Origin of the sequence: Parablautia muri (assembly GCF_009917485.1) — a bacterium.
In the GTDB taxonomy this organism is placed as follows: domain Bacteria; phylum Bacillota; class Clostridia; order Lachnospirales; family Lachnospiraceae; genus Suilimivivens; species Suilimivivens muri.
Map to the genome: position 1 here is coordinate 66,653 of NZ_QZDT01000006.1, position 21,528 is coordinate 88,180.

Below are 21,528 nucleotides of genomic sequence, written 5' to 3' on the forward strand. Positions count from 1 at the left end.
TAATCCCTCATTCTTGCCAGTGCCCTCAAATTCGGGCGTAAGCACAAATTTGTTGATTGAAAAATCGAAGATTTTTCAATCTAACCTCCACGTTTCCAAAAGCCCCATACTTCCAGCAACCTTTGTTATGCCAAATAATGGACCGCTTCCACGCATCCGCTTATCTTCATATCCTCATTCGTATAATAAACAATGTTCAACCGTTTTCCACAAATCTTTATTTTACAGGTCTTTCCCTGAAGCAAAATAACCTGGCTGGTATATTCTATAATCCCTTTATAATTCTCCACAAACACATCCGCGTTACCCGTTATGGTAACGATAGATGCTCCCAGCAGAGAATCCTTGGGAAGATGCAGGGATTCCACCACCAGCTCCTTACCTGAAGTGCGTTCATCTTCTTTCCTTTCATCTCTGGTTCTGTTCCAGTTATTTCTAAATTTTCGATATCCTTTTTTCATCATAATCCTCTATGTTTCCATAGCCTTCCAATTTGGGCGTAAGCGCCGGCAACACAAATCCTGACGGAGAATGCCTGTATTTTGAACATTCTCTGAAACATTTCGCAACTCTTAGGCGGCGTTTTTCGTCCCCTTAGCGTTTCTTAATGTTTTCTCCACACTACTATATGATGAAAAAATAACTACTATACCTATTTTATAATCCCAATGATAACCGGATCCTTATTTATGGTAGGGCTCTCCCTTATTAATCCGATAACCTCTGTATATCTGCTCAAGTAAAATAACTCTCATTAATTGATGTGGAAAAGTCATATTGGAAAAGCTTATCGCCTGATTTGCCGCTTTTGATACGCTCTTATGAAGCCCAAGGGAACCGCCTATCACAAACGTAATATGGCTTTTCCCCTGAACTGCCAATTGGTTTAATTGATTTGCAAAAGATACCGAATCCGGATTTTTTCCCTGAATTTCCAGCGTAAAAACATAGGCATCCTCTTTTATGAATTTCAAAATACGGGCTGCTTCCTTTTCTTTGATAAGTTCCTCCTCGGCCGAGCCTATATGATCAGGCGTCTTTTCATCCGCCACCTCTATCATCTCCAGTCTGCAGTATCTGCCAAGGCGCTTTACATATTCCGAAACAGCCTTTCTGTAAAAGTCTTCTTTTATTTTACCAACACAAATAAGGGTGATTTTCATTCCCCGTCTTCCTCAAAAATACCTGAATAGGTTTCCTCTATCAATCTGTCCAGATATCCCTCGTCCAAATTTAAAAACTGCTTTTTAATTGCTTTTTTTATGTAATCAAAACGTTGAAAATATTTCAATTCCTCCTGCTGGCCCTCTAACCCTAATATCTCATCGATGGTATCCCTTTTCAGGTTTTCTATGCACCAGTTTTGAACTTCTTTTGTCAAATTATTTTCACTGGTGGCCTTTTTCTTCAATACCTTAAAGTTCTTCATGGAGATGATTCCCATGATAAGAAACAAAACAAATAAAACCCCCATTACCCCGGTTATCATATATTTGTTTATGAGAGATACCTTGATGTCAATTATCCCCAAAAAGAATAAAATGACCAGAATAATACCCAGGCCCCCTACAATCAGCAGTGTATAGGCCGAAGTTCTATTTTCTTCTGCTTTTTCCTCATTATTGATGTAAACCGGACGATACTGGTATGGTTCATCCTCCTCGTCAAAAGAAAATGGTTCATCCTCTGCTTCCCCCGAAACTTTTTCGGAATGCACTGTATCATCTTCCTTTCTATTCATCGAATTTTCCATCAAGGCAGATCTTTCACTTCCAAAAAGCTCAAAAGTATCATCCTCTTTCTGCTCTTTCAGCTCGTCCACCAGTTCACAGCCACAATCTGCACATACCGTTATCCCTGATACATATTCGCTTTTGCACTTTGGGCACCATCCCATAACCTATACCTCCTTTAACCCCTTCGTTTATTTTACTACGGATTGGCATAGGTTTCCACTACTTTATCCAAATTATATCTCTCATTCGGGCCGAAAAAGGTTAGCTTGCCGTAGGGGTTTTTGACTCAGGAACGATTAAACAGGGCACACCTATTCCCACATTTTTCTTTGGATGGAGCCAGACATAATTGTTGGGGTCTTGTATCTCCACGTACACGGTTCTGTTTCCTTTTTTGTCCTTGTTTTCATTTTGGTAAACCCATGTACCATGATCAGCTTCTGCATTCCATTCTTTGATACTGTTATCCTCATAAATTGTAATGATATAAAATTCTCCATTTACAAGCCCTGCATCATAGCTTCCAATACGGTTTGTCACATATCCATCATTGCCTGTAATAAGATTCATGTCATAGTCATAATGCTCGGAGCCTTCTCCCTGTGGAAGGTCGTTCACCCATTCCCCCGTATAATGGTGATAGGTGTATAAATCATTTGAATTTGTGGTTTGATGAATATGAAAATGCATCCAGGTTCCCTTTCCGCTTCTCATACCATTTGCCCAATCGCCATAATAATACTGGTTATCTGCATATACGGCAACCCCTTTTCCATTGGGTTGCCCATTTCCATTGGTGTCACCATAGTAATAAAAGTTTTTGGTACCCTTAAGGCTCCAGGACATAGCAAGGTAATGATCTAAATAGACAAGGTCATTTATTGCTTTTTGATTGTTGTCGCTCCAATAAGCCATCATATCCTTAAGCTGTTCCGGGGTATGGAACGAAACTTTACTGTAATCCTTCTGCGCCTTCATAGCCTCCTGGTAAGGCGTGGGAGAGGCGCCGGCGCTTATGTCTTCTTCGCCTGCATCATTTCCATGATTTTCCCCATTATCATCCCCATCTTGCTGCGTCTGCCCAGCCGGCATATTCTCGCCGGACCTGTCCTGATCAGAATCGTCTTTTTGATTTACTACGGAGGAGGAAGATGTCTGCTGCGAAGATTCCTCTGTCCGGGCTTCCTGATTTTCATCGGTGTATTCCATGATATTCTTCTGTAAATCATCAAGGTCATCCCCTTTCTTCTTTATACTATTGACAATCAGTGTAATAGCAAGAATGATAATAATCAGGATAAAGGGAAGCACCGTCACCAAAATCTTTGCTCTGTCAACACCCGAATATTCATTGTCATCTTCCTCAAATAACTTTTTCATACGAATCCCCCATTCTTGCCAGCAATCCGCAAGCATTGCCTGCGGTACCGGACCATATGTAAAATCGTCTTTCTCTTTTTGCTTATGATATGACTATACCGTAAACAATTTAATTTCCCCTATAAAATTTATTAATATTTTCTTATTTTATACTTCAAATGCAAAACTTTCCGCAAAACAGGCTTTACCGGCGGAAAAAGGTGTAAAGTCATGTTCTACAGACTTTACACCTCTTATCGTCATTTTATTTTTACGGGGTTTTTGACTTTATCCTTCACACGGCCTGTTAGGCTTTTGTCAAATAAGCATCAATTCCCTTTGCTCCTGCGCGTCCCGCGCCCATTGCAAGAATAACAGTGGCAGCGCCGGTGACAGCGTCCCCTCCTGCATAAACTCCTTCTTTTGTGGTCTTGCCAAATTCTTCATCTGCAATAATACATTTCCACTTATTCACCTCTAATCCTTCCGTGGTAGAAGAAATAAGAGGATTGGGGGATGTTCCGAGGGACATGATGACCGTGTCCACTTCTATCTCAAATTCAGAACCCGGAACTTCAATAGGACGTCTGCGCCCTGATGCATCCGGCTCTCCTAATTCCATTTTGATACACTTAATTCCGTGTACCCAGCCCTTTTCGTCTGCAAGAATTTCCACCGGATTGGTGAGAAGGTTAAATATAATTCCCTCCTCCTTTGCATGGTGCACTTCTTCCACACGGGCTGGTAGTTCTTCCTCGCTTCTTCTGTATACAATATGTACCTCTGCACCCAGACGCAGGGCAGTTCTCGCAGCGTCCATGGCCACATTTCCGCCGCCTACTACCGCTACCTTTTTGCCCCGCATAATCGGTGTTGCGGATTCTTCATCAAACGCTTTCATCAGATTGCTTCTGGTCAGATATTCATTGGCGGAAAAAACGCCGTTTGCCTGTTCGCCGGGGATTCCCATGAACTTTGGAAGTCCCGCACCAGAGCCGATAAACACGGCGTCAAAGCCTTCCTCTCCTAAAAGCTCATCAATGGTAACAGATTTCCCCACTACCACGTTTGTCTCAATTTTTACCCCAAGAGATTTCACATTTTCAATTTCCTTCGTCACCACCTTTGACTTGGGAAGACGGAATTCCGGAATACCATATACCAAAACACCGCCCGGTTCATGGAGAGCCTCAAAAATGGTCACATCATAGCCCATCTTTGCAAGGTCCCCCGCACAGGTAAGTCCGGCCGGCCCGGAACCGATTACGGCTACCTTCTTTCCGTTTTTACGCTCTGCTCCCTGCGGCTTAATTCCATTTTCGCCTGCCCAGTCTGCAGCAAAACGTTCCAACTTGCCTATGGAAATTGGCTCGCCCTTAATACCTCTGATACATTTTCCTTCGCATTGACTCTCCTGAGGACAGACACGTCCGCAGACTGCCGGAAGGGAGGAAGACGCACTGATTACCTGATAAGCCGCCTCTATATCTCCTTCCTTTATCTTTTCAATAAAGCCCGGAATATCAATGGACACCGGACAGCCCTTGATGCACTGTGCATTTTTACAGTTAATGCATCTTGCCGCTTCCTCCATTGCTTCCTCTTTCTTATATCCTAAGCAGACCTCCTCAAAGTTGGCCGCCCGCTCCTTTGCATCCTGCTCTCTTACCGGAACTTTTTTTAATACATCCATTATTTGTCACCTCCGCAATTTCCACATCCGCCATGATGGGTATCCCCTTCCTTCGCTTTGAGGAATGCTCTGCCTTCTTCTGTCTTGTAAATCTGCTGACGCTGCATTGCTTCATCAAAATTCACCTGATGTCCGTCAAATTCAGGGCCGTCCACACAGGCAAATTTCACCTTGCCGCCTACCGTCACACGGCATGCACCGCACATTCCTGTTCCGTCCACCATGATAGGATTCAGGCTGACAATGGTGGGCAGTTCTAATTCTTTTGTGAGCTTGCAGACAAATTTCATCATAATCATAGGGCCGATTGCAACACAGACATCATAACGCTTTCCTTCTCCCACCAGATCGCTGATGGTCTGTGTCACCATACCGCTTCTCCCATAAGAGCCGTCATCTGTGGTTATGTACAAATTGCCGGCTACCGCTTTCATTTCTTCTTCTAAAATAAGCAGCTCTTTGGTTTTGGCGCCCACAATCACATCTGCATCAATCCCTCTCTCATGAAGCCATTTTACCTGAGGATATACAGGTGCCGTACCCACACCGCCTGCCACAAACAACATTTTTTTCTGCTTTAAGGTTTCTAAGTCTTCCGACACAAACTCGGAAGGACAGCCCAGGGGCCCTACGAAATCATGAAATGCATCCCCTGCTTTTAAGGCTGCCATCATCTGTGTCCCTGCCCCTACAATCTGAAATACAATGGTTACCGTTCCCTTTTCTCTGTCATAATCACAAATTGTCAGCGGAATACGCTCCGCATCCTTATCCGCCCTGACAATCACAAACTGTCCGGGCTTACACGCTTTTGCCACTCGTTTTGCTTCCACTACCATATAATAAATACTGGCAGCAAGCTCTTTTACTTCTAAAATCTTGTACATTTCTGATTCCTTTCCTGCATTGATTGATAATTTATTTTCCTATCATATTTTATTGTAAAGAAATAAGCCCCATCTGCCCATTTTCATCGTAAATCAGACGATTGGGCGCCCCTGTATAAACCTCCACAGCATACATACGCTCTGTTTTGGTTCGAACGCCATTATCACCGTCAACATATTCACTCAAAACATAATAATAACCCAAATTGGGGATTTCCACAATAGTATCATACTGAAATACATATTTTCCCTTAATTTCCGTAGAATGCCCCTGTAAATCCGTAAGCACCTTCCTTGCATAAAGGGCCTGCACCACATTGTCTATGGCCTTCCCCACAGTTACATCCGTTTTCAGGGTAAAATCAAAGCTTCTGCTTACCACTTCGCTGGAAACCCCTTCCTCTGAGATTGTCACAAATTTAAAGTTTGACCTTCCAAGAGGCATTGTTATAGGCCCTGTATATTGCAGACTGTCTTTCCCAGGGTTGCTGCCATCCATTGTATAATAGACTGTTCCTGTCTCAGTGCCGCCCACCTCAATCATGGTGGGAACATCATAATCTCCGCTTGCCAAAAATACCTCCGGCGGATCCGGCGCTGTCAGGTTAATCATATACCAGCTTCTGACAACATCGCTTTTAACCCCATAGTCATTCACAAACACTGCCGCCACCTGATATTCCCCCGACTCTAAAAATAAGGGCGCGGTATAAACATCGCTTTTTTCATCCGGATTGCTGCCATCTAAAGTATAGTAAATCTTACCCGCAGTATTCGCGCTCATCTTTAGCAAAATTACCTCATCGTAATTTCCTGACGCGTACCCAAACTCTGGTGCAAAAGCCAAGTATTTTTGGAAATGATTCACAATATCCGCATTCTCACAAAAAGAAAGCAGCTTCGCTATATCCTCATATCTTTCCTCCTCGTCAAAGATCGCAATTATATTTTCATAAGCCCTTTCCTCATCCTCAAAGGTAAGATGCCTATTTCGGATTGACTTAATCAGCACATCAACTGCCTTCTGCTTCTCTCCTATTTGATCATAATAGCCTGCTTCCAATAAAACAATTTCAAAGGAATCGCCCTCCAGCATCCTGGCCTTCTCCAAAAAAGCAATTGCTTCTTCGTAATCGCCTCTTAGTGCAGATGCTCTGGCCTGTTCTATTTGATAGTTTGCCGAAAACCTGTGATACAGTGCCACTGTCACGAAAACGGCCGCCAGAGTGATTACAATAAAACTGATAAGGCTTAATGCAAACCGGCCTTTTCTCTGTTCTTTTTCAAAAAAAATCTGGGATAATTTATTTTTTTGCAGGTCCCGGTCGTTCTCATCCTGTTTATCCTTTTGAGGAACACTGTCACTTTGATGCATTGCATCATTTTGATGGATAGTATCATCATCATCCACCGTTTCTTTAACGGAGGCAGTTCCTTCTATTTCTTCAGCAACTGTGGATAAGACTTCCGTGATACTATTTTCAATTTCCGGCTCAAAGTCGGGTACCATCTGAATTTCTGCCCCGCACTTTTCGCAATACAAATGGCCTTCCGCCATTTCACATCCACAATTGTAACACCTCATATTTTTTTAATCCTCAAATCTCAGGCACGAAGTCCAATCGACTCAACACAATTATAAAGAAGCATCGCCACCGTCATAGGGCCTACTCCTCCCGGAACCGGCGTAATTGCACTGCATATCGGAGCCACATCATCAAAATCCACATCTCCGCACAGCTTATTATTTTCATCTCTGTTTATACCCACATCAATTACCACTGCCCCTTCTTTCACATAGTCCCTGGTAATCATTTTAGGCCGGCCTACTGCCGCAATCAGAATATCTGCTCTGCCTGTCACTTCTTTTAAATTCTTTGTCCGCGAATGGGCAATGGTAACGGTGGCATTTTCCCGCAAAAGCAAAATTGACATAGGCTTACCTACAATATTACTCCTGCCAAGTACCACGCATTCCTTTCCTTCTATTTCAATACCGCTTCTTTTCAGGAGCTGAATCACACCTGCCGGTGTACAGGATACAAAACCCGGCTGACTAATGCACAGCGCCCCTACGCTCTGGGGGTGAAAGCCATCCACATCCTTTTTCGGGTCAATTGCCTGAATCACCGTATCTTCATCAATATGGGACGGCAATGGAAGCTGTACCAGAATACCGTTTACATCCTCCCTCTCATTTAATTCCTGAATCAGGGCAAGCAGCTCCTCCTGTTTTGTCTCCTCCGAAAGTTCATAAGACAAGGAACCAATTCCTATGTATTCACAGCCTTTCTTCTTATTCCGCACGTAAACAGCAGACGCAGGATTTTCTCCCACCTGAATAACTGCCAGATGAATCTGTATCCCTTTTTCCTTAAGCTCCTCAACCTTTTTCTTAAGTTCATCTTTTATCGCAAGAGAAATTACTTTCCCATCTATTATCGCCGCCATATAGCTTCTCCTTTCTAAAACAGGCCGGTAATCACACCATCTTCATTTACATCAATGGAAAATGCCACCGGCTTTTTGGGAAGACCCGGCATCGTCATAACTGCCCCCGTAAGAACCACCACAAAACCGGCCCCTGCTGAAACATAAACCTCCCTGACATCCATTTTAAAATGTTCGGGACGCCCTAAAAGCGCCGGATTATCAGAAAGGGAATACTGCGTTTTGGCCATACAAACAGGTAAATTCCCGAACCCCAGCTTTTCAAGTCTTTGCAGCTGGGTTTTCGCCTGGGCAGAATAATGAACGCCCTCCGCTCCATAAATTTCCCCTGCAACCTTCTCTATTTTTTCTTCCAGGCTTAATGTATCTTCATACAATACCCGAAAGCTGCTTTCTTTCTTTTCTAATGTATCCAAAACCACATTAGCAAGCGCTATACCGCCTTCACCGCCCTTTTCCCAAACCTGCGAAAGGGCAAAGGCGCAGCCTCTCTTTTCGCAGAACTGCTTCACATAAGCCACTTCTTCTTCCGTATCGGTCACAAAGCTGTTCAGCGTCACTACCACAGGTACCCCGTACTTTTGCAGATTTTCCATATGCTTTTCCAAGTTGACAATTCCCGCCTTAAGGGCAGATAAATTTTCTTTGTTAAGCTCTGTCTTGGGAACACCGCCATTATATTTCAGAGCCCGAATCGTGGCGACAAGCACTACCGCATCCGGCTTAAGGCCTCCAATTCTGCATTTGATATCAAAAAATTTCTCAGCCCCAAGATCGGCTCCAAAGCCTGCCTCCGTCACCACATAATCCGCCATTTTCAGGGCCGCCTTTGTTGCCCTTAAGGAATTACAGCCGTGGGCGATATTGGCAAAAGGCCCTCCATGGACAAGCGCCGGTGTATGCTCCAATGTCTGAATTAAATTAGGCTTCATGGCATCCTTAAGAAGCGCCGCCATAGCCCCTACCGCATTTAAGTCTGCAGCTGTTACCGGATCTCCCTGGTCGTTATAGGCAACTACCATTCTTCCCAGTCTATCCTTTAAATCCTTTAAATCGCAGGCAAGACAAAGCACAGCCATAATTTCGGAAGCCACCGTAATGACAAAATGATCCTCCCGCACGGTTCCGTCTGCCTTTGCGCCAAGCCCCACCACCACGTTTCGGAGCACTCTGTCATTCATATCAAGACATCTTTTCCATACCACCTGGCGGGTATCAATGCCAAGCTCATTTCCCTGCTGGATATGATTATCCAGAATTGCTGCTAACAGATTGTTTGCAGAGGTAATTGCATGAAAGTCACCGGTAAAATGCAGATTTAAATCCTCCATAGGAACCACCTGGGCATAACCGCCTCCGGCGGCGCCTCCCTTTATCCCAAAACAGGGGCCTAAAGAAGGCTCTCTAAGGGCAATCACAGCCCTTTTCCCAAGTTTTCCAAAAGCCTGTCCTAGTCCTACGCTGGTAGTGGTTTTCCCCTCCCCTGCCGGAGTTGGATTAATAGCCGTAACCAAAATCAGTTTTCCATCCGGACGGGCAGCGATTTTTTCCAGATACGCATCCGATATTTTTGCCTTGTATTTTCCAAACAATTCCAATTCATCCCCGCTCATGCCAAGAGACTTTGCCACTTCCACAATCGGGTCAAGCTTTGCTTCCTGTGCAATTTGAATATCTGTTTTCATCCTGCTAAACCTCCATCCTTACAATTAACCGCTAATTTTAACCACCCCTGCAACCCGGGGCGTAAGCGCCAACGCTCTGCTATAGCGACTCCTCTATAAACTGTTCGAACTGTTCCTCACTCATAAGTACCTTGCGCGGCTTGGTCCCTTCTTCTTCCCCAACCACGCCGGCCTCACAGAGCTGATCCATAATTCTGGCCGCCCTGTTAAATCCGATTTTGAACATACGCTGCAGCATTCCGATAGATGCCTTATCCTTTTCAATGATAAATCTGGCGGCTTCCACAAAGTACTGATCCCGGTCTGTGCCTTCACCGGATCCGGACGCTCCCCCCAGGCTGCTTCCATAGGTAGAAATTTTTTCCTGCACATCCGTATCATATATATTTCCAAGGGTCTGATTTTTCAGAAACTCTACTACATCCGACACTTCTTTATCCGATACAAAGGCGCCCTGCACTCTGGCAGGCTTACTGTACCCCTGCGGATAAAAAAGCATATCTCCTTTACCCAACAGCTTTTCCGCTCCATTCATATCTAATATGGTACGGGAATCCACGCCGCTTGAAACGCTGAATGCCACGCGGCTGGGCATATTTGCTTTGATAAGTCCCGTAATGACATCTACGGAAGGTCTTTGGGTTGCAATGATTAAGTGAAGCCCTGCCGCTCTCGCCAGCTGGGCCAGACGGCAGATAGATTCCTCCACCTCCCCGGGGCAAACCATCATAAGGTCCGCAAGCTCGTCCACAATAATCACAATCTGAGGCAGCTTCTTTAAATCTCCCGCCTCCCCCTTTTCCTGCATAGATTCTATCTTTTTATTATAGCCCTTTAAATCCCTTACATTAAAATCTGCAAACTTTTGATATCTGTCGTTCATCTCCGCTACGCTCCACTGCAGTGCAGAGGAAGCTTTCTTGGGATCTGTCACCACTGGAATTAGCAGGTGTGGAATACCATTATAGACACTGAGCTCCACTACCTTAGGGTCAACCATAATCAGTTTAACATCTTCCGGATGCGCCTTATATAAAATACTCATAATGAGGGTATTAATACAGACCGATTTACCGGAACCGGTTGCACCGGCAATGAGCATGTGCGGCATTTTGGCGATGTCCGCCACAACCACCTTACCGCCGATGTCCTTCCCCACCGCAAAGGCAAGCTTAGATGGAAAGCTTTGAAACTCCTTGCTTTCCAACAAATCCCGCAGCGCCACCATCATATTTTCCTTGTTAGGCACCTCAATTCCCACAGCCGCTTTCCCCGGAATCGGCGCTTCGATCCGAATATCCGTAGCTGCCAGATTTAATTTAATATCATCGGAAAGACCTACAATCTTACTTACCTTAACTCCCTGCTCCGGCTGTAATTCAAATCTGGTAACAGATGGCCCTTGGCTGATATCCGTGATTGTAACACGTACACCAAAGGTCTGCAAGGTCTGCTGCAGTCTTAAGGCGGTTTCCTTTAATTCTTTTGCGGAATCGCCTCCCTTTCCTTTCCCTTTTACCAGCTTGTTAAGCGGTGGAAATATGTACTTTTTAGGGATTGGATCTTTTTTGGGCATCTGCAATACTTTATCGCGTTCCCCCTGCCCATCATCTGTTTTGCCCTCAGAACCGCTGTATGAGGAGGGTCTTGCAACAGCAGGTCTTTCTTTTGCTGTGCCTGCCAGTTCCCCTTCCCTGATGTCAGCCGTATTTTGCATGGTTCCCTGAACAGACATATCTGCAGGTGTATATTCGGACATATCCTCAGACTCCTGCGATGCAAACAAATCCGTTATCTCCGCAAGCTCATCGTTCCCATTCTCATACTCCTCCGAATAGGCGCTGTTAATCCGGATTTTATCAAAATCAAAGGCAGGATTTTCTCCTGTGGTCTGTTCTTCGGCTTCTTCCATCTGATCTTCAAAATCAGTCAGATTAATCTCATGGATATCATCCCTTTCCTTTGTCCATTCTTCTTTCGCCGTAAGAGAAGTATCCAACATGACGCCGCTGACCTTTTTATCCATACGCAGAATCTTTTCATTTTCACGTTCCTCAGCCCGAATCCGCTTTTCTTCCTCTCTGCGTTTTCTTCCTTCCTCCTGCTGTTGTCTGCGCTCTTTGGCCCGTTCCCTGCGATAGGCCGCATCCTCTGCGGAACGCTCATAAACCTTCCTGCCGCCGGATTTCACACTCGACACGAAGGATTTATCTGTCAGAACCACAATAGAGATAATCGCTCCCACGGTCAAAATAAGGATTGTACCTGCCAGCCCCAGAAAATGATAACTGAAATAAGCGAGGGAACCGGCTAACACGCCGCCCCCGCTGTGAGCCTGTGCGCAGCTTTTATAAATCTCTCCAATTTCGTACTCCTTCGCTTCCTGCGGCGCTCCTGTAAAAAGCTCAAACACGATTCCCAACAAAAAGAGCATCACAACTCCTGCCACCAGCTTACGGACCGCTATAGAACTGCCGCTGTTTACCATACCAAAGGCAATCATCAAAAACAGGATCGGAGGCATCACATAAGCCGTCAATCCGAAAATTCCAAATTGAACATCGCTGACCGCCTTCCCCATTACCCCTACTATACCAAAATTACATAAAAATAAAAATACAGCTGCCGCAAATAGTACAATCAAAATAATTTCATTACGGAGCGCCACATCCAAAGGCTCCGTCTGCCTGCTGTTTTTTGTTGTTCTTCCTTTAGAAGACCTGCTTTTTGCGCTCTTTTTCCCATTGCCTGCGCTGCTTCTCCTCGTCTGTGCCATACTAATCCCCCATTCTTTCCAACACCCCGCAAATTTGGGCGTAAGCACAAATTTGTTAATTGAAAAATCGGAGATTTTTCAATCTAATCTCCCATACTCCCGATAGACCGCAAATAAAAATCTTATATAGTATAGCATCTTCCTCAAATCTTGTCATCAACAAACATTTTTTCGTCACATATAATTTGTTTTAATAATTATCATGTGATAATTTTATTTTGTTTTCTTGTTCTTTCCTATCAATGTATGCAGTTTTTCCATCGCTTCTTTAATTCCGCCGGTTGCATTTATGATACCTTCCGAAACCGCTTCCTCTCCTACTAAAATCGTCCCCACGTCTTTCGTAAGGACACCTGTTTCCATCATCAATTCTTCCAATCTGCTTTTTGTAATCCTGCAATGATTGCACACAAACCCGGTTATTCTGTTTTGAATCTGTCTGAAATAATCAAAGGTCTGCGGAACCCCAATTACCATCCCATTCATTCTAACCGGATGAATTACCATGGTTCCGGTAGGGACTATATAAGAATAGTCTGTGCTGACGGCAATCGGCACGCCAATGGAATGGCTTCCTCCCAGCACAAGGGACACTGTAGGCTTACTTAAGGATGCTATCATTTCCGCAATAGCCAGTCCCGCTTCCACATCCCCTCCCATGGTATTTAATAAAATCAGGACACCGTCTATATCCTTGCTGTCCTCAATCGCCGCCAGTTCCGGAAGGATATGCTCATATTTCGTGGTTTTTGAGCTGTTATTCAGATTATCGTGGCCTTCCACCTCGCCGATCACAGAAATCAAGTGAATGCTGTGGGATTTTCCATTTTTATCTAGTGTGACCTGTCCGGTCTCCTCAATTCGCTCGTCCCTATGCTTTTCTTCCTCTATCTTTTTTCCTGCCATATGCAAAAACTCCTTATAAAATTATTGTAATTGACTATTAAAAAAAGGACTGTAAAACAGTCCTTCTTAGTATATTACTTCTGAAATTTTTTATTCAGACATCAAAATCATCTCTGTCTTCAACCTGATAATCAAAATCATCTTTTGAGACTTTGAAATCAAATCCCATGTTTTTCTTCACATGCTTAGGCGGAAGCGGAAGCGGATTGTCAAAAAGCTTCACCCTTCTGCCGTCTTCTGTGATCACATAACCTTCTTCTTTCTCTACCGCTTGCTGCAACTGTTCTTGTCCTTCCTGCGTTGTTTCTTTGTTCTTACCGGCTTCTTTATTCTCTGTGGCGGCTTTATCACTTCCTGTCTCAGGCAAACGCTCCATCTTTTTATTCTCGCTGCCAGCTGCCGTCATCTCTGTTACCCTGTGATTTTTTTTCTTGCTGCAAAAAGCGCCTAAAATCACTAGAAACAACGAAAAATGCAGCATATAATAATTTTCAGGCGATACCACAAAAATCGTTGGCATGCTCCATGGAAGAATCATCAAAACACCGCTGAGCAAAAATCCTGCCCTTCTTCCAAGCAGCATACTGGCGCCCGCAAACAATAAGATCAGCCACAGAATCTGGAGCGTGAGCTGGTAAACACCCACTAATTCAATCCGGTCCCCCATAAGCCGAAACAGCCATGAGAGCGTCCATATATAGGCATCGCCAAGCCCTGCCCATGAAACAGTCCCATTTTCCCAGGCTCTTTCCACGGCCTGTTCAAAATACCCGTATGTATCCGCCACTGTTTTTCCTGCATTCCAAAAATATAATACCCTGCTCCCTCCAAGGATGCAGATCCAAAGCAGGTTAAGCAGCCATTTTCTCATTTCAATCCCCCATTTTTGCCGATGACCCGCAAATTTGTGATTGATAAAATCAGCTGTCAAGCTGATTTTTCAATCTATTCATCCCAATTATGATACACCGCCTGCACGTCATCATCCTCGTCCAATAAATCCAATATCTTTTGCAGGCTCTTTACCGCTGCTTCCTCCTTAAGCTCCACATAATTTTGGGGAATCATGGTAACCTCCGCAGAGGCCAGCGGAATTCCTCCATCCTGAAGGGCCTTTAGCATTTCGTCAAAATCATCCGGATCCGTAAGCACCTCAAAGCTGTCCTCCTCCTCGGAAAAATCCTCAGCCCCGGCATCTAAAACCGTCATCATCAGTTCATCTGGATCCCCCTCATATTCTTCCTTGTCAATGATCATCTGCCCCTTTTTGTCAAACATAAAAGACACACATCCCGGTGTTCCTACATTTCCGTTTCCTTTTGTAAATGCATTCCTCACATTGGCCGCCGTTCTGTTCTGGTTATCCGTAAGAGCATCCACAATAATTGCAATACCGCTGGGGCCATAGCCTTCATAGGTAACATATTTATAATTTACGTTCCCGGCATCCCCCGCCGCCTTCTTAATTCCTCTTTCAATCGTATCGTTTGGCATATTGTTAGATTTCGCCTTTGCGATTACCTGCGCTAACTTGGAATTATTGGCCGGGTCCGGGCCGCCCTCTTTCACTGCTACCGCAATCTCCCTGCCAAGAATTGTAAAAATTTTTCCTTTGGCAGCATCATTTTTTTCTTTCTTATGTTTAATATTTGCAAATTTTGAATGTCCTGACATTTTTCCCTCATTTCTGTGCGGCTTTCGCTTCGTTGGGTTCGTGGATGCCGCACCGACACAAACCTTTCAACCGAAAATTTGAATTTCAATCTTTTTCTTTCTTTTCCTGTTTCCTTTCAGTTTCTTCTTCTGTGGACACAACCTTCTCTCCTGCTAATTTCGTCACAAGAACACTCTGTATCATTCTATTTTTTACCTGTAAAATCTTAAAGCAGTATCCGTCCACATCAATGGAAAATTCTTCGTCTTCCTCCGGAATTTTATCCATCTTGGAAATCATAAATCCATTTAAAGTTTCAAACGCACCCTCCTTAAAAGAAATACCCAGCCGTTCTTCCAGTTCTTCAAGAGGTGTTATTCCTTCTATAATATACTCGTTGGCATTTCCTGTCTCCTCGATGTGTTCTTCCTCCTCATCATATTCGTCCATGATATTGCCAACGATTTCCTCTAAAATATCCTCCATAGCCACAAGTCCTGATGTCTGTCCATACTCGTCCACCACAATTACCATCTGGGTCTTTGTATGCTGCATATTTTGGAACAGCACGTCAATATTTTTGGTTTCAGGAACAAACGTAGCATCCCGTACCAGACCCTCTATGTCCCCCACGCTCACCGTCATATCCACCGCCTCCCTGTGGGAACGCATGGCATCCCTTAAATGAAGAATGCCAATGAGGTGGTCTATATTTTCATCGTAAACCGGAAACCGGCTCTTGCTCTCACTGAGCATGTAATCAAGTGCATCTCCCAAGGTCATATTCCGATCAATGGCAAGAATATTGGTCCGGTGGGTCATAATATCTTTGGCTTCCTTGTCGCCTAACTCAAAAATATTGGAAATCATCTCCGCCTCTGTGGCAAGAAGCACTCCCTGCTCATGGCCCTCATTGACCATAGATAAAATTTCTTCCTCTGTGACATCCTCCCCATTTTCCTCACAGCGAATACCAAAAATCCGCAAAATCCCTTTCGCCGTTACAGATACAAGTCCTGTCACCGGGCTGATAATCTTTGTAATATAATAGATAGGATTGATGCAGGCATAGGCCCACTTAGAAGCATACTTAGCTCCCAGCCTCTTGGGTATCATCACCCCAAAGGTTAACAATATGTATAAAAGCACCGCCACCGAAAGGACCAGCGCCACCGCTGAAAGAATCTTTGGAGGCAGCATCATATCTACCACATTTTGCGGCACACCTTTTTCAATCAGGTTTCCGGCCACCCTGCTGAAAACTTGTAGGAAAAAACCTCCCATCATCAGATTAATCAAGGTTACAACCAGCTGGACCGTGCTGATATATTGCTCCGGATTCACGGCAATCGTATATAACCGCTTCGCCTTTTTATTTTTTGTGTCCTTAAATTCTTCGGAAAGCTCCTTTACACTCAACTCCCTGGCTGCCGCGCCAAATCCATAAAAAAGCATATCGATCAGCAGTAACACAAAAAAAATAATATAACTGGCCGTAGGCCCGCCATCATCCATTTTTCCATCTCCTTTTTGTAAGTGCAAATTGCCTCTATGCGAATTGCATATATGTAATTTGCATATATTTACATAAATTTTCAATCTAAACTATACCATCTCCTGTCCTTACCGTCAAGGGCCGGATTTGGCTGTGCTTTTCATGGATGTTTGCCAGGGGCAAAAGCTCTTTACTATGTAACCAGTTCCAGGCTGATCATAAGCCCGTGGTTTACCTGCCCCATAATATCTTCATCCAGATGACACACTTTATCCTTCAATCGTTTTTTATCTATGGTCCTGAGCTGTTCCAGCAAAATCACCGAATCTTTCACCATATCATATCTGCCCGCACTCAGCTCAATGTGGGTAGGCAGCTTTGCCTTATTAAGCTTGGAGGTGATAGCCGCACAGATAACCGTTGGGCTATGTCTGTTTCCCACGTCATTTTGTATAATCAGTACCGGTCTTATTCCTCCCTGTTCTGAGCCCACTACCGGGCGCAAATCCGCATAATAAATATCCCCTCGTCTCACCTTTTCACACACCCTTCATTCCAATAGGATATTTTTGTTAACATAAGGATGGCTAGCGAAGCTTGGCATCCGTTGTTATGTTTCTATCAAGTAGTATAACCGTATTGTCAGAAGGTATTCAGCGGCAGCTAAAAATCCTGGCAGCCATCGCTGATGCTCAAAACCTTTCCTTCTTTTATATAAATCCTTGGTACACGCTTTCCCAGACCACAGGCAAACTCATAATGAAATCTGCCGGATAAATCGCCTAAAAGCTCCATGGTAATCTGCTCCCTGCCATCCCTGCCAATGAGCGTTACCTGCTCTCCTTCAAGCGCCTGTGGGATATCCGTCACATCAATCATAAGCTGATCCATACACACCCTTCCCAAAATGGGCGCCTTTTTCCCACATACCAAAACAAATCCTTTGCCGGAAAGACCTCTGGGGTATCCGTCCCCATAGCCAACCGGCACAGTTGCAATCCGCATCCGCTCCGGGGCCACAAAGGTTCCCCCGTAGCTGACCGCCGTACCTGCCTCAATTTCCTTTACATACACGATAGTGCTGTAAAGGGAAAGCACTGGCATAAGACATACCGTATCCCGCTTCATCTCTCCGGAGGGCCATAGCCCATAAATGGCAATACCGGCCCTGACCAAATCAAAATCAGCTTCCGGCAGCTCTAAAATGCCGGCACTATTAGAGCAGTGCCTGACTGGTATTCTCCGGCCGGTTTCTTCCTCTATCCGCCTTAGGAAATCGCTGAATAGCGCAATCTGCTTTTTGGCCGCCGATTTATCCTCTTCATCCGCCCTTGCCATATGGGTAAAGATACCCTCTACCAAAATTCCTTCTGTCTCCAAAGCCTTCTTTACAAAGTCAAGTCCCTCCCCATCCGCTCTTACGCCAATGCGGCTCATCCCCGTATCTACTTTAATATGTACCCTGGCCTTCTTGAAAGTGCCCTCCCCTGCCAGATCGGATGTGATTTTCGAAAGTGCTTCAAGGGTATCATAGCGAAACACGGTAAACCTAATTTCCTCCCGGATCATTCTTTCATAGCTGCAGGGAAAGGTATGGCCCAGCACCAGAATTGGCTTTTTGATTCTGGCATCACGCAGTATAAACGCCTCCTGCGCCGTGGCAACCGCAAAGCCTGCTATCTCCGTTAACGGCTCTAATTCCCTGGCAATGGGCACCGCTCCGTGTCCATAGCCATCCGCCTTAACCACCGCCATTATTTCAGTCCCTGGAGTGAGATTTGCTTTCATATTTTTCACATTATGTCTGACCGCATCCAAATCAACTTTGGCGCAAATTCTTTGAAATTTGTCTGTCATCTTTACACCCTCCGCATACCGCAATTATTCTCCATACTTCCAGCAGCCCTCTAATTTGGACCATAAAATGTCATCACAAAGGGAAGCTCCTTAACCAGGTCCAATGCGGTCATGCCGTAGCGTCCTTTCTTTCCGGCCGCTTCCTCCCCTGCAAGCCCATGTAAATATACCCCAAGGCAGGCTCCAAAAAAGCAGTCCATCCCCTGGGCAAGCAGTCCGCCAATGATACCCGCAAGCGCATCTCCGCTGCCTGCCGTAGCCATACCATCATTTCCTGAGGTGTTCATATAAATCTCCTCCCTGCCATTTTCCGCTACAAGGGTTACAGCATCCTTTGCCGCCACAACACAATGCAGCCCCTTTGCAAGTGTAAAAATAAGCTTCTCTCTGTCTTCCTTATATACCTCCATATCCATCTTCATAAGGCGTAATAGCTCTCCCGGATGGGGCGTAATCACCAGTTTGCCCTCCCCCCGCTCTGCGGCCAGTTCAAAAAGATCCTGGTGGGCAGCAAGAAGATTCAGCCCATCGGCATCTATCACCATGGGACATCTTTTATCTTTTAATAAATATTCCATCAGTTCCTTAGTCCCATTCCCCATCCCAATGCCTGGCCCGGCTACCACAACATCCGCCCAATCCAGCGAATTTTTTACCTTCTCCATGTGAGGCTTATCTTCAAAGGTATACAGCATTGCTTCCGGAAAAGTCTCTTGCAAAATAATGCGATTGCAGGAGGGGGTTATGATTTTCACCATGCCAGCCCCGGCTCTTAAAATACTCTTTCCGCATAAAACACAAGCGCCGCACATATCATAACTACCTGCCACAAGCAATACCTTTCCGAAAGTCCCCTTATTTCCCCAGGGCTTCCGCTTTGGAAGGAGTCTATGCAAATCCTCTTTCTCATAACAAAAGGCTCCCGGTCTTCCCTTTAAAAAGGAACTTTCCGTAATGCCAATATCTTTCACCATCAATTTCCCTGTATATTCCCTGCCAGGATACAGAAAATGCCCCCTCTTGGCGTAAGCAAATGTCACTGTAAGATTCGCCTGCACCGCCTCTCCCAAAATCCTGCCTGTATCCGCACAGACTCCGGAGGGGATATCCAGCGACAAAAGGAAGGCTCCCTTTTTCCCAAGCCTGTTCATCTCTCTTATCAGCGTAAGATATTCTCCCTCCACATTTCTGGATAAACCAATTCCAAAAAGTGCATCCACTACCATATCATATTCTGCTAATTCTAATTTGCTCTGTATGGAAAACCCCAAATTCTTTAAAATGAAAAGCTGACGCCTTGTTTCCTCAGTCATTTTATCCGGATTTCCCGCCATATAAAAGGCAACCTCCGCGCCTTTTTCGGCAAGAAGTCTTCCAACCGCCAAGCCATCGCCTCCATTATTCCCCATTCCTGCCACCACTAATACCTTCTGCGGCATAAGGTTTCGCTCACTTAAACTCTCTATCACGCTAAGAGCCGCTCTTTCCATCAATACCATAGAAGGGATACCAATTCTTTCAATGGTATCCCCGTCATACATTTTCATTTCATATGCTTTTAAAATATATCTCATTTTTCTTTTTTTCCCGACTGATTCTCTAAATATTTCATGTCAAATATATCAATCACTTCCGCTCCGAAAATATCATGCATGTAGGAATAGAGCTCATGGTTAATCTCCTCCATCTCCTCCTTGCGGATCACATTTTCCTTTAGTTCTTCCCTGACCCGTGCAATCCATTCCGAAAGCTCCGCAATTTCCCGCCCATTTGTTTTCAGCCTGTCGTAGCAAATCTGCATTGTAAGCAGCATCAACTCTTTATTGGCCTTATCGATTTCCCTGGGAACCTCAAAAAGCTCATCCTCATAGCCTGCGATCTTCTCATTGCATTCCTCTAAAAGGCGCTTGTTCTCCTCCGCCTTTTTGATTGCCTTTTCATTGCCGGATGAAGATGCCGTTGCATTCTCCATAATCTCCTGCATCAGCGTTTTCTTAAGCCTTTTGATCTTTTTAATTTCGGTATTTGCGATACTTTGCTTTTTCAGCAATTCGCCGATTTCCTTCTCCAACCGCTGAAGGCGCTTATCCGGCTGCGTTTGTGTAAACAGTCTGTGCCACTTATTATCCAGCGTAAGAGGAGGTATTTTTTTGCCTGCCAGAGCGCTTTTAAATTTGTTGTCTAACTCAGACATTTCCTCACCTCCGTAATTTGAAAAACTCCCTTTTACTTTTATAATACCCCCGCACATAAAAAGCCGTGCCTTAGAATACCGCACCAACGTTTGTTTGGAGGTTTCTTTCTCTTACTTTTCATCCATAAGCTGACTTTCGAAACCTGGCAGCATCTGGTTCTCAGACCTGTTAATATTGTAAGCCAGCTTCATCAGGCTGTCCGACAAATGGACATTCTCCACCTGAATCCCATCCGGCACATCCAGGTCCACATGCGCAAAATTCCAGATGCCTCTGATCCCGGTATGGGATAGCCGCCTGGCCACTTGTGCCGCACTTGCCTTTGGAATGGTAAGTACTGCCATATCTATTTCATTTTCCTTCACAAAATCCTCCAGCTCCTCCATAGGCCTTATTTCCATACTGCGTATCTTTTTCCCATAGAGGGATGGATCGCAGTCAAAAATTCCTTTAAAAAGAAATCCTCTCCTATCAAAATTCGTGTAATTGGCCAGTGCCTGGCCCAGATTTCCCGCCCCAATGATAATCAGTTTATGGGTTTTATCAAGGCCCAAAATTCTGCCGATTTCTTCGTAAAGATATGCAACGTTATAACCATAGCCCTGTTGCCCAAAACCGCCAAAATTGTTAAAGTCCTGACGTATCTGGGACGCTGTCACATTCATGATATCACTTAGCTCCTGGGAAGATATCCTCTCGACCCCTTCGTCCTTAAGCTCCCCCAAAAATCTGAAATACCTTGGCAGACGTCCGATTACGGCCTGTGAAATTTCCTTATTATCCACGAACATTCCTCCGTTAGAAACCAAAAATCAATTCAAGCAAACCTTATAA

At 44.7% G+C, this 21,528-nt stretch carries 19 protein-coding genes; all 19 read right to left on the reverse strand.

Translation table 11 applies throughout. The features are described 5' to 3' along the window. Window positions 1–125 precede the first annotated feature (125 nt). The 19 genes from D5281_RS05905 to D5281_RS05995 all read right to left on the reverse strand — a co-directional run bounded on the left by D5281_RS05905 (window position 126) and on the right by D5281_RS05995 (window position 21,479). Window positions 126–464, reverse strand: a complete 339-nt coding sequence (locus D5281_RS05905) for a YabP/YqfC family sporulation protein (protein ID WP_277935205.1) — start codon at window positions 462–464, stop codon at window positions 126–128. A 219-nt stretch (window positions 465–683) separates the two neighbouring features. Beyond that, on the reverse strand, window positions 684–1,163 hold the full coding sequence (rlmH, locus tag D5281_RS05910) for a 23S rRNA (pseudouridine(1915)-N(3))-methyltransferase RlmH (RefSeq protein ID WP_160559210.1): 480 nt from the start codon (window positions 1,161–1,163) through the stop codon (window positions 684–686). After that, on the reverse strand, window positions 1,160–1,897 hold the full coding sequence (locus D5281_RS05915) for a hypothetical protein (RefSeq protein ID WP_160559211.1): 738 nt from the start codon (window positions 1,895–1,897) through the stop codon (window positions 1,160–1,162). Before D5281_RS05915 ends, rlmH begins: the two co-directional genes overlap by 4 nt. A 100-nt stretch (window positions 1,898–1,997) precedes the next feature. Next, complete coding sequence (locus D5281_RS05920) at window positions 1,998–3,116, reverse strand: MORN repeat-containing protein (RefSeq protein ID WP_160559212.1); 1,119 nt, start codon at window positions 3,114–3,116, stop codon at window positions 1,998–2,000. 286 nt (window positions 3,117–3,402) lie between these two features. Beyond that, on the reverse strand, window positions 3,403–4,791 hold the full coding sequence (gltA, locus tag D5281_RS05925) for an NADPH-dependent glutamate synthase (RefSeq protein WP_334296607.1): 1,389 nt from the start codon (window positions 4,789–4,791) through the stop codon (window positions 3,403–3,405). After that, on the reverse strand, window positions 4,788–5,675 hold the full coding sequence (locus D5281_RS05930; RefSeq protein WP_160559214.1) for a sulfide/dihydroorotate dehydrogenase-like FAD/NAD-binding protein: 888 nt from the start codon (window positions 5,673–5,675) through the stop codon (window positions 4,788–4,790). Before D5281_RS05930 ends, gltA begins: the two co-directional genes overlap by 4 nt. 49 nt (window positions 5,676–5,724) lie before the next feature. After that, a complete protein-coding gene (locus tag D5281_RS05935) occupies window positions 5,725–7,260 on the reverse strand; it encodes a chitobiase/beta-hexosaminidase C-terminal domain-containing protein (protein WP_160559215.1) in 1,536 nt (511 codons plus the stop codon). Window positions 7,261–7,280: 20 nt separating this feature from the next. Continuing rightward, window positions 7,281–8,126: a bifunctional methylenetetrahydrofolate dehydrogenase/methenyltetrahydrofolate cyclohydrolase FolD gene (gene folD / locus D5281_RS05940; RefSeq protein ID WP_160559216.1), complete on the reverse strand. Its 846-nt coding sequence runs from the start codon at window positions 8,124–8,126 to the stop codon at window positions 7,281–7,283. 14 nt (window positions 8,127–8,140) lie between these two features. Continuing rightward, window positions 8,141–9,811, reverse strand: a complete 1,671-nt coding sequence (locus D5281_RS05945; protein WP_160559217.1) for a formate--tetrahydrofolate ligase — start codon at window positions 9,809–9,811, stop codon at window positions 8,141–8,143. Window positions 9,812–9,890: 79 nt separating this feature from the next. Continuing rightward, entirely contained in the window at window positions 9,891–12,587 is a 2,697-nt protein-coding gene (locus D5281_RS05950) for an FtsK/SpoIIIE family DNA translocase (RefSeq protein WP_160559218.1), read from the reverse strand. A 213-nt stretch (window positions 12,588–12,800) separates the two neighbouring features. Then, window positions 12,801–13,493, reverse strand: coding sequence for a ClpP family protease (locus D5281_RS05955; protein WP_160559219.1), 693 nt, complete (start codon window positions 13,491–13,493; stop codon window positions 12,801–12,803). Between the two features lie 94 nt (window positions 13,494–13,587). Next, window positions 13,588–14,364: an ABC transporter permease gene (locus D5281_RS05960; protein ID WP_160559220.1), complete on the reverse strand. Its 777-nt coding sequence runs from the start codon at window positions 14,362–14,364 to the stop codon at window positions 13,588–13,590. A 74-nt stretch (window positions 14,365–14,438) separates the two neighbouring features. Next, on the reverse strand, window positions 14,439–15,167 hold the full coding sequence (locus D5281_RS05965; protein WP_160559221.1) for a YebC/PmpR family DNA-binding transcriptional regulator: 729 nt from the start codon (window positions 15,165–15,167) through the stop codon (window positions 14,439–14,441). Window positions 15,168–15,252: 85 nt separating this feature from the next. Next, window positions 15,253–16,662, reverse strand: a complete 1,410-nt coding sequence (locus D5281_RS05970; RefSeq protein ID WP_160559222.1) for a hemolysin family protein — start codon at window positions 16,660–16,662, stop codon at window positions 15,253–15,255. Window positions 16,663–16,835: 173 nt separating this feature from the next. Next, window positions 16,836–17,177 (reverse strand): type II toxin-antitoxin system PemK/MazF family toxin, encoded by a 342-nt coding sequence (locus D5281_RS05975; RefSeq protein ID WP_330584863.1) that lies wholly within the window; start codon window positions 17,175–17,177, stop codon window positions 16,836–16,838. 128 nt (window positions 17,178–17,305) lie between these two features. Then, window positions 17,306–18,499, reverse strand: a complete 1,194-nt coding sequence (gene alr, locus D5281_RS05980) for an alanine racemase (protein WP_160559223.1) — start codon at window positions 18,497–18,499, stop codon at window positions 17,306–17,308. 50 nt (window positions 18,500–18,549) lie between these two features. Next, on the reverse strand, window positions 18,550–20,073 hold the full coding sequence (locus D5281_RS05985) for an NAD(P)H-hydrate dehydratase (protein WP_160559224.1): 1,524 nt from the start codon (window positions 20,071–20,073) through the stop codon (window positions 18,550–18,552). After that, complete coding sequence (locus tag D5281_RS05990; RefSeq protein ID WP_160559225.1) at window positions 20,070–20,693, reverse strand: hypothetical protein; 624 nt, start codon at window positions 20,691–20,693, stop codon at window positions 20,070–20,072. Before D5281_RS05990 ends, D5281_RS05985 begins: the two co-directional genes overlap by 4 nt. A gap of 111 nt (window positions 20,694–20,804) precedes the next feature. After that, window positions 20,805–21,479 (reverse strand): redox-sensing transcriptional repressor Rex, encoded by a 675-nt coding sequence (locus D5281_RS05995; RefSeq protein WP_330584864.1) that lies wholly within the window; start codon window positions 21,477–21,479, stop codon window positions 20,805–20,807. Between the last annotated feature and the right edge of the window lie 49 nt (window positions 21,480–21,528).